9 protein-coding genes are annotated in these 9797 nt (G+C 66.5%); 4 read left to right on the forward strand and 5 right to left on the reverse strand.

What is annotated here, in order from left to right:
- Window positions 1–327, reverse strand: a 327-nt coding sequence (locus tag ABZX92_RS43705; protein ID WP_355571730.1) for a winged helix-turn-helix domain-containing protein, incomplete at its 3' end; no start/stop codon positions are given.
- A gap of 105 nt (window positions 328–432) precedes the next feature.
- Between ABZX92_RS43705 and ABZX92_RS43710 the strand changes: the two genes are divergently transcribed.
- From ABZX92_RS43710 to ABZX92_RS43720, 3 genes are all read left to right on the forward strand, one after another.
- A complete protein-coding gene (locus ABZX92_RS43710) occupies window positions 433–816 on the forward strand; it encodes a hypothetical protein (protein WP_355571732.1) in 384 nt (127 codons plus the stop codon).
- Complete coding sequence (locus tag ABZX92_RS43715; protein WP_355571734.1) at window positions 813–1322, forward strand: peptidoglycan-binding domain-containing protein; 510 nt, start codon at window positions 813–815, stop codon at window positions 1320–1322. The genes ABZX92_RS43710 and ABZX92_RS43715 overlap by 4 nt, the downstream gene beginning before the upstream one ends.
- A 189-nt stretch (window positions 1323–1511) precedes the next feature.
- Window positions 1512–1928, forward strand: coding sequence for a peptidoglycan-binding domain-containing protein (locus ABZX92_RS43720; protein ID WP_355571736.1), 417 nt, complete (start codon window positions 1512–1514; stop codon window positions 1926–1928).
- A gap of 82 nt (window positions 1929–2010) precedes the next feature.
- On the opposite strand, the gene ABZX92_RS43725 is transcribed toward ABZX92_RS43720, so the two are convergent.
- The 4 genes from ABZX92_RS43725 to ABZX92_RS43740 all read right to left on the reverse strand — a co-directional run bounded on the left by ABZX92_RS43725 (window position 2011) and on the right by ABZX92_RS43740 (window position 8858).
- Complete coding sequence (locus tag ABZX92_RS43725; protein ID WP_355571738.1) at window positions 2011–3681, reverse strand: ricin-type beta-trefoil lectin domain protein; 1671 nt, start codon at window positions 3679–3681, stop codon at window positions 2011–2013.
- A 2-nt stretch (window positions 3682–3683) separates the two neighbouring features.
- Entirely contained in the window at window positions 3684–6071 is a 2388-nt protein-coding gene (locus ABZX92_RS43730; protein ID WP_355571740.1) for a ricin-type beta-trefoil lectin domain protein, read from the reverse strand.
- Between the two features lie 718 nt (window positions 6072–6789).
- Complete coding sequence (trxA, locus tag ABZX92_RS43735) at window positions 6790–7116, reverse strand: thioredoxin (RefSeq protein WP_355571746.1); 327 nt, start codon at window positions 7114–7116, stop codon at window positions 6790–6792.
- A gap of 8 nt (window positions 7117–7124) precedes the next feature.
- Window positions 7125–8858, reverse strand: coding sequence for a cytochrome c biogenesis protein DipZ (locus ABZX92_RS43740; protein ID WP_355571742.1), 1734 nt, complete (start codon window positions 8856–8858; stop codon window positions 7125–7127).
- 270 nt (window positions 8859–9128) lie between these two features.
- Here ABZX92_RS43740 and ABZX92_RS43745 point away from each other — a divergent pair, with 270 nt between their 5' ends.
- On the forward strand, window positions 9129–9776 hold the full coding sequence (locus ABZX92_RS43745; protein WP_355571744.1) for a fasciclin domain-containing protein: 648 nt from the start codon (window positions 9129–9131) through the stop codon (window positions 9774–9776).
- Window positions 9777–9797 lie beyond the last annotated feature (21 nt).

The raw sequence follows: 9797 nt of genomic DNA on the forward strand, positions 1-9797 counted from the left end.
TCGAACCCGGGGGCCGTCCCCGACCCCCGGGTCGGTCTCCACGAGATACGCCGACCCACGCGTGACGATCCGGAAACCGTCCCGGCCGTCCCGCTCAGGGTCGAGCAGGCGGCGCAGGCGCGATATGTGGGTCTGCAGAATCGCTCGACCATTCGGCGGCGGCGAATTGCCCCAGAGAGCTTCCTCCAGCCAGCTGACAGACACCGGCTTCCCTGTTTCGAGCAGCAACACACCGAGTACGAGACGTTGCGCCCGGCGGCCAAGATCAAGGCTCTCTTTCCCTCTGCGAACTCGCATTGGACCGAGCAACTGGAATTCCAGTTTCATCGCCACCCTGAATGATGGCCTGCCTCTGCCGTGGCATGTCAAGACCGCGTCAAGGTGACAGGTGCAAGCTCGCACGGTCTCGAGCAACGACCTAGGGGGCAACAGATGTTGGGCACGGCAAGGAAAACCATGGCGGTTGTCGTAGGCGGGGCGACGGTGTGCCTGGGCTTGGCGCTGGGGGCCGGATCAGCTGCGGCTGACAGCACCGGTTGCACGATCACGTCCGGTATCGGTTGCTCGACCAGAGCAATTCCTGCGAACAGCAAGGAACATGCCGTCATGATGACGGTCTTCGCGCCGAACGGTGGCACGACCACTTGCCGCGTGCACGACGCCGCGAACGGCGTTCAGGTGGGAATTCTCAGCAACAGCAATCGTCTCATCGCCAAGACCAAGGTGATAACCGGCCTTCACGGGTCCTATTTCCTGAGCTGTCTCAAGTCAGGTAACGGCAGCGGCGGTGGTGGCTCGTTGACGAACGGCACGTGACAAGTGCGGCGAGCACGTTCAACGGAGGGGAAATCATGAACCATCGGTCAAGCATCATCAGATCAGTCTTCGCCGGCCTCGCGGTGGTACTCACGACGGCGGCGCTCACACTGGTGCCGACCGGCACAGCGTCCGCCGCGACGCCGCTGTGCACCACCATGGCCAACGTGAACCGAGGCGGCAACAACCTCTCGGTGCCGGCGACCGGCACTGGCAACGTGAACTGCCTCATCAGCAGGTCCGGGGCGGCCAATTCCGCGGTCGTGAGCGGTCTGCAGTACACGCTGAAGACCTGCTATCCGACCGTCCACCTGGCGAGCCCCTACCAGAGCGAACTGGTGGGGAATCTCGCCGTCGACGGCAGTTTCGGACCGCGGACAACGGCTGCCCTCAAGGGCGTGCAGTCGAGTATCGGCACCACACCGGACGGCGGATATGGCCCGCTGACACGCAACGCGATGCGGTTCAGCTCGAACGACGTGCCCGGTCGGTGTTATCACTACTGACCTCGGTGAGGGGGTGTGTCGGCGGAGCTCGCGTTCCGCCGACACCCGCGTCGACCCACTGGATCCGGTCAACCCGTTCGTCATCGTCCGGTGCCTCGACGCCGCCGGAGACCGCCGGGCCGAACTCCGCTGCCCTGCGGATACCAACGCACCTCGCTATCAGTCGAAACTGATGAACAGGAGAGAAGAATGCGCAGAGCCGGCGTTTTTCCGGCCGTTCTCGGTGTGATCGTCATGGCGGTGCTCACCTGGACGACTCCCGCGTCCGCCGTGCCGGTTCCGGGAACCGGCACGGTGGTCGCTCTGGCCGACTGTCCACGGGTCTCGGACTCCTACGACATCGGCCCCGGCGCCACCGGCGGCAACGTCCTGGAGGTGCAGTGCATGCTGAACCGGACGCTCTCCTGGAACGCGTTCCCGTTCGTGATCAAGCGTGACGGCAACTACGGCCCGGTCACCGCCGCGGCGGTGTGGGAGTTCCAGAAGTGCGTCAACGGCAGGGGCACTCCGATCACAGTGGACGGACGCGTCGGCCCGCAGACCCTTCCGCACCTGCGCTGGTGGGCGAACGTGCACAGCCCCGGCACCGGCGAGCGGATCTGCTGACCACGGCCGAACTCGATCTCGGAGGGAACGAGAAGGAAGCTCTCCCAACGGATCGCGGCCGTGAGCGCCGCCGTCCTGCTGCTCACCTCGACACACGCGGTCGTGCCGCCGGCGATGGGCCAGATGTCGCCGGTCCTGGTGTCCGCGGCTGTCCCAGCGCCCATCGCTGGTTGCTGCCGCCGTTGCACGTCCACAGCTGGACCAGCGCGCCGTCGGCCGTGGACGCCCCGGTCACGTCCAGGCACAGTCCTGATTGGACACCGGTGATGGAGCTGTCGGAGTTGCGCAGCCACTGCTGGTTGGTCTGGCCGTTGCAGGACCAGAGGATCACCTTGGTACCCGGGTTGGTCTGGTTGTTGTAGGCGTCCAGGCACATCGTGCCGCCGCCGACGCTGAGCTGGTTGCCGGTGGTGTAGGTCCAGTTCTGGCCCGATTGACCACCGCAGGGCCAGATCCGGGCCTGGGTGCCGGCCGTGGTGCTGGGGACGTCGAGGCACTTGCCGGCACCGGCCGCGCGCACCGGACCGGTGACCGGATCCCCGCCGCCGGTCGAGCCGCCCGCCACCCGGTACATGACCACGCCGTGGGCGGGAACCGACGCGCTGATCGTGCCGGTGGTGGTGGAGGTGGAACCGGACCACAGGTCGGTGAGGGTGTAGCTGCTGGCGCCGGTCTTTCCGATTGCCGACGTGGTGGTCGAGATCGTGGCGGCCGAGGAACCTTCGTTGAACAACACGACCGACACGTCGCCGTTCGCGAGTGGTTTGGCCAGCACGTCGCGGCCGCCGGCCGAGGACACCATCCTGCCCTGCCTGCCGAGGGAATCCTGGTTGACCGCGATCACCCGCGTGTTGGTGAGGACGGAGATCGTGGTGGCACTGGCGTTCGGGATGTTGTTGCCGGCGATGAGCGGTGCGGCCATCTGGGCCCACAGGCTGAACTGGGTGCGGTCCTCGGTGGCGGACATGCCGTTGCCGATCTCGAGCATGTCCGGGTCGTTCCACCCGCCGGGTCCCGCGTAGCTCGCGAGGCCGACGTTGGCGTGGAAGATGTTGAGCATGCTGTTGTAGTTCGGCGCGATGTCACCGGTGGTGCGCCAGCTGTTGCCCACACCCGCGCCCCAGGTCCACACGTTGTCCTGCCCCCAGTTGCAGAGGCTGTACAGGATCTGGCGGCCGGTGGCGGCCAGCGCGTCGCGCATGGCCGTGTAGCGGGACTGGGCGTTGACGCCCTGGTTGTTGCAGTTGTCGTACTTGAGGTAGTCGATCCCCCAGGACGCGAAGAGGGTCGCGTCCTGGCGCTCGTGGTTCAGGCTGCCGGGGTAGCCCGCGCAGGTCTTCGTGCCCGCGTCCTCGTAGATGCCCAGCTTGAGGCCGAGCGAGTGGACGTGGTCGGCGAGAGCCTTGATGCCGTTGGGGAACTTGACCGGATCCGGCACGAGGTTGCCGCTCGAGTCCCGGTTCTGGGTCATCCAGCAGTCGTCGATGTTGACGTACTGGTAGCCCGCGGCCTGCATGCCGTTGTTGTGCATGGCGAGTGCGGTGGACCTGACCAGCGAGTCGGAGATGTTGCAGCCGTAGGCGTTCCAGTCGTTCCAGCCCATCTGCGGAGTCCTGGCCAGCCCGTTGTCGAGGGCCTGCGCCGGCGGGGCGGTGGCGATCATGGCGACGGGCGCCGCCACCGCCAGGGCCGCGGTCGTCACCGCGGCCACAGCGACGTGACCGAGACGGCGTGCGATCGTACGTGGGCTCATCGTCAGCTCCGTGTCCACTTCTGGCTGGTCGCACCGTTGCAGGTCTGCAGGGGCACCGGTGTGCTGTTGGCCGTGCCACCGGAGTTCGGGGCGAGGCACAGTCCTGATTGGACACCCGTGATGGTGCCGTCGGTGTTGACGTTCCACTGCTGGTTGGTGCCGCCGGTGCAGTCCCAGATGACCACCCGCGTGCCCGGCGCGGTGCCTGACCCCTCGGCGTCGAGGCACTTGTTGCCGTACACCTGGATCTGCTTGGTGGTGTTGACCGTCCACTGCTGGTTGGCGCCGCCGTTGCAGTCCCACAGCGTCACCTGCGTGCCGTTGGTCTGGGACACGTTCGGGACGTCCAGGCACCGGCCGGCGTTGTCGTTGCGCAGCTGCGACGTCGTTCCGCCGCCCGAACCGGAGATGACGAGGTTGTCGAACTGCGCTGTCTCGCCCTGGCTGGTGCCGAGGCCGGCCTGACCCGCGGACAGCGTGGAGTCGGTCACCGTCCCGACGACCGTGCCGTCGACGCTCGCGGTGATGGTGCTGCCGGAGAAGCCGAGCGACAACGAGTGCCAGCGGTTGGTGCCCAGCGCGGTGGTGGTGCCGTTGCGCAACGTGGAGACCTGGGCGCTGGTGTTGGTGCGCAGGATCGACCAGGAGCCGGTGTCGCTGACCCGGAAGTGGTAGGCGTTCAGCGCGGCCTGGTTGCCGGTGTCCTGCCCACCGGCGCGGCCGATCAGCGAGGCGTAACCGGGCTTCTCCAGCAGCGCGTCCGCCGACACCACGTAGTTGTTCCAGGCGACGTTGCCCAGCAACGCGTACGGGTCGGTCCTCGTCTTCCACGGGATCGCCTGCTGCGTGGACGCCTGGCGCACGCACGTGCCCGCACGGCCGGCACCGCACGCGGACGCCTCGAAGGCACCCTCCATGTCCATCAGGTACTTGGCCTCCTTGCCGGCCGCGTACCCGTCGAAGTTGTCGCTGTAGGGCAGGTTCAGCGAGCCCTGGGGCGGGCTGGTCGCGGTGCCCTTGCCCTGTCCGGTCGTGGTGGTGACCGTGTACAGGTAGCCCGGCTGGACGGTCAGGGAGTAGGCGCCGCCGGACGGGGTGATGTCGGTGCTGTGGACGAAGAAGTCGTTCTGGTTGTTGGAGTTGAGGTTGGTCGCCCACACGTGCACCTGTCCGGTGGACAGCCCGCCGGTGACGTTGAGGTTCAGCGTCTGGGCGCCGCCGGCGTCCATGGTCTCGATGACCATGCTGTAGTCGGTGTTGTTGGGCGACTTCATCGTCACGTAGCTGCCGTTGTTGCGGTTGCCGCCGAGGTAGCCGGTGGACGCGTCCAGGTACTTCCAGCCCGGGGCGGTGAACTGGGTGGTGTGCGCCAGCGCCCACGTGTCCTTGCCGACCGCGTAGCGGCCAGACCACGGCTGGTTGGCCAGCACCAGCCCCACGGTCGGCCAGGGGATGTTCGGCGTGACCGCGGCGATCAGGTCCCAGTTGAGGTAGGCGGTCATCCTGCCGTCGATGTAGACCCGGTTGATGCCGCGGGCCAACGGCTTGGCGCCGTCGTTGTAGTCCTGGGAGCCGTTCTCGCTCGACCACAGCGTCTTGCCGGAGTTGGCGACGTTCGACGGGACGGTGCACGAGGTCTGCGCGCTCAGGTAGCCGCAGGTGTAGTGCGCGCTGAGCACGTCGACGGCGTTGCGGTAGGCCGTGTTGCTCGAGATCGGGCCGGCCGGACCCCAGTCGCCGGGCCACGAGTCACCGGAGATGATCCTGACCGCGCTGTACCCGTTGGCGTTGAGGGCGTTGCGGATCGTGACGGTCCAGTCGGCGCTCCACTGCTTCTCGTTCTGCACCGGCGTGAGGTAGTCGATCGTCAGCCCGTGCCGGCGGGCGCACCCGAGCCAGGACAGGTAGTAGTCGACCAGGTCGTTGGAGAAGAAGGTGCCGTTGCCGATCCAGCCCGGCGCACCCCAGGCCAGTCCCACCAGCTTGAGGCCGGGGTTGCGCGCCTTGGCCTGCTCCATGATCCACCACTCGTACCCGCGGTCGCAGTTGAGATCGCCGCGGGAGTGGGCGTGACTGGGCTCAGCCCCGCTGGTGGAGTTGGTGTCGCCGCCGATCTCCGCCTTGAGGATCTGCAGAGCGGCGCCGTAGCCGGGCTTGAACAGGTAGTCGAGGATCTGACCGCGCTGCGGCTCCGGGTAGTCGATCAGCAGGCGGCTGTTGCCCCCGCCGCCGCTGACCGCGCCGACGCCGTCGAACGTGCGGCCACCGGAAGAGCCGTTGATCGTGATCGCCGTGGCGGCCTGGGCCGGTGCCGCTCCCACGACACCGGCCAAGACCAGCGCGGCCGCGAAGACCGCGGTGCGCACGCGCCCGAGCAGGGTTCCGGGCATGGCTGTGCTCCCTCCAGAGGAAGACGAGTGATCAGACCGCTGCGACGGTCCGTTGGCTGCTGGTGTTGCCGTTGATCGCGTCACGGAACGGCCCGTTCGACCGCAGATGATCGCGTGGAGGCGTCCGCTGCCTGCCGAACGGCGGACTCGGTGACGCCGAAGCGCAGAAGAGAGCGAGGAAAGCCGCTGCCATGGCGATGACGCGAATCAGTCGAATGAGTCGAATTCGAAGAAAAGAGAGTTTCGTCTTCTCTCGAAGTCGAAAACGCGCTGGACTGCGCATGCGGACCCCATCATCGTTGACGGCGAGCACGAACAGCGCAACGGCGACCGACCAGCTCTGCGCATGAATCGGGAGACGTTGCAATGTGAACGCTAACACAGCCTGCGATGGCGGCCAAGATACAGCTGGCGGCATCATTTCTTGATCGTTTTTAAGCCTGACCGTGCTCCATTAGTGAGCGTGCTCATCGCGACTTGCGCAGACAGGGAGGATGACCTGTGAACCAAGATTCGAACACACGCGGTTCATGAGTCGCCGTGTCCCCGTGCGAGCTACCCGCAGATGTCCATCGCGCGGTGACGTCGCGGGTCACGAAATCCCTGGCGTTCCCGGCGACGGAAACGCACTACTGACAAGGGATTTCGCGGCCGTGATCGTGAACCTCTCCCTCCTCGGCGGCTACGAGGTACGCGGCTGCGTCGTCTCGGCTGGTGTTCAGAGCCAGGTGGAGAGCGCCTTGAGGATGTCAGCGCGCTTGCGTGGTGCGGTGAGGGTCGCGACAGGTTGTCCGCCGGAGAACAGCATCAGAGTGGGGATGCTGAGAACGCTGTAGCGGACGGCGATGTCGGGGTGTGCGTCGATGTCGATCTTCACCACGGAGATCTTGTCCTGGTGCTCTTCGGCGATGCCGGTGACGACCGGGCTCAGTTGCCTGCACGGGCCGCACCAGGGTGCCCAGAAGTCGACCAGGACGGGCTTGTCCGCGCCGAGGACGTCGCTGTCGAAAGAATCCGCGGTCACATCGGTGAGCTGCATGGTGATGTCCCTGATCATCCAAAGGTGAAGGAGAAGGCCTGCACGCCGGGGCTCACGGTCGCGGTGAGCGAGCCGCCCTGGATCTGTTGCGTGGCCACGAGCTGGTAGGAGTTGGGGGTGCCGTCGACCTCGATGGTCTTGGTCTGCCCGTTGGTCTGGACGGTGACGGTTCCCTTGCCGGACATGACCATCCGGACCTCCTTGGCGCGGTAGTTGAGCTTGATCTGCCCGGAACCGCCGGTGGGCGTGATGTTCTGACTCGTGAGCGTCCATTGGCCAGCGAGCGCGAAACTGTCGGCGGCCTGGTTTTCGGGGAACTGGAAGGACTTGTCGCCGCTGGTGTAGGTCTCGGTGCCGGCGAAGTTCACGCGCTTGGTGGAGCCCAGGTAGGTCTCGCGGGTGATGTCGGCGTTGACCGGGGTGTCGTCGGCCAGTCCGGTGGTGGCCGGCAGCTGGACGCCGGGTGTGGCGTCGGTGAGCAGTTGCCGGATCAGCTTTTCGGTGAGGCCGTAGTCGCCTTCGCCGAACTTGATGTGCCGCACGGTGCCGGACGCGTCAATGAGGTAGTGGGCGGGCCAGTAGCGATTGCGGTAGTTGGTCCAGGTGCCGAGGTTGTTGTCGAGGGCGACCGGGTAGGTGATGCCGAAGTTCCTCGCGGCCGCCGCGACGTTGTCCGGTTCCTTCTCGAAGGCGTACTCGGGGGAGTGGACGCCGATGACCTGGAGGCCGGCCTCGCGATAGGCCGTGTCCCACGCGGTGACGTGCGGGATGGAACGCTGGCAGTTGATGCAGGAGTAGGCCCAGAAGTCGAGCATGACGACCTTGCCGCGCAACGACTTCAGGTCCAGCGCTTGGCCGTCCGGGGTGTTGAGCCACTGCTGGATGCCGGTGATGTCCGGTGCGGTGCCGCAGCTCTCCAGTTCGGGCGCGCCGTCGGAGCACTTGTCGAGGTCCTTGTTCTGGTCGTTCACCAGACCACCGAGGTTGAGGGCCTTGCGGACCTGCTCGGAGTTGTTCACCTGGTCCTGCAACGAGCTGGTGTAGTCCGGGATCACCCGTTGCAGCAGCTGAGGCAGGTTGAACACCAGTCCGATCGCGAGCGCGATCATCACAACGCCCGCGGTGATGCGAATTCCGCGCTGGCGCTTGCGGAAGGCCTGCACGCGCTCGGCGACCCGGCGGCCGGCCAGCGCGAAGATCAGCAGCGGAATCGCGGCACCCACGGCGAAAGTGAGGGTGAGGATCACGGTCTCGGTGCCGATCCTGCCGGTGGAGCCGGCGACGGTGATCGCGGCGAGGACCGGGCCCGCGCAGGGCACGTAGACCGCGCCCAGGGCGAGGCCGAGGGTGAAGCCGCCACGGCTGGCGTCGGGGTTGCGTTGCGGGATCCAGGTGAACGGCTTTTCCAGCAACTGTTCGAAGCGCGGCACGATCAGACCGATGCCGATCAAGCCGAGCACGACGATTCCGGCCCAGCGCAGGACGTCCTGCGGCAGGTTCAGCACTGACAGCAGCAGCGATCCGAACAGCGTGACCAAGCTGAAGCTGACGACCAGCCCGGCGATGACGAGGAAGGGCCTGGCGCGTGACGCCGGTTTGGTCGCCAGCGCGACTGCCGGCCCTGATGTCGTCGTGCGGGCGCTCTGTGTGCCGCCGGAGAAGAAGATGACAGGCAGGACGGGGAGGATGCACGGCGAGATGCCGGTGACCAGGCCGCCGATCAGACCTATCAGTGCGAGGGTCAACATGGGGCCTACTCGGATTGTCGGAAGTGTGAGATGCCCGTGATTCGCGGCTGACCACGTCGCGGATTGCTCATGCGCCAAAGGCACCTGGTATCTCAGGAGGTGAACCGAGTTGACTGTCGACTGTGGACCGCGGTTCTGGCGGCTCGTCCGTGCTGGTTGCGCATGGACCACAGAGGTGTTGGTAACAGGTCGATAACCCCACCCATCCGTTCCCCGAGGCGCGGCGAATCACGAGTAGCAACTGCCCGATCACCCTTGGAGACGTCCGTCATGAACAAGACCGCCCGCAACACCGTCCTGGCCATCGGCGCCGCCTCACTCGCCCTGTTCGGCGCGGCGTGCGGCTCGGGTGACATGGCCAGCAGCGGCAGCTCCAGCGCCGCACCCACCACGACCACGACGTCCTCGGCGGCCATGGCCGACCCGGCCCGTGACCTCGTCGGTCCCGGCTGTGCCGACTACGCCAAGCAGGTTCCGTCCGGCGCCGGTTCCGTGACCGGCATGGCCGCTGACCCGGTCGCCGTCGCCGCGAGCAACAACCCGCTGCTCACGACGCTGGTCAGCGCGGTGTCGGGCAAGCTCAACCCGAAGGTCAACCTGGTCTCGACGCTCAACGGCGCCGAGTTCACGGTGTTCGCGCCGGTCGACTCGGCGTTCGCGAAGATCGACGCCGCGACGATCGAGAAGCTCAAGACCGACGACGCGCTGCTGACCAAGATCCTGACCTACCACGTGGTCCCCGGCCAGATCTCGCCCGACAAGATCGCCGGCGAGCAGAAGACCGTGCAGACCGGCATGGTGAAGGTGAGCGGTTCCGGTAACGCGCTGAAGGTCAACGACGCCAACGTGATCTGCGGCGGCGTGCACACCGCGAACGCGACCGTCTACCTCATCGACTCGGTCCTGCTGCCTGCCTGACATCTCCGGGCGAAGTAGTGC

The sequence above is a fragment of the Lentzea sp. NPDC006480 genome (assembly GCF_040611995.1).
Classification (GTDB): domain Bacteria; phylum Actinomycetota; class Actinomycetes; order Mycobacteriales; family Pseudonocardiaceae; genus Lentzea.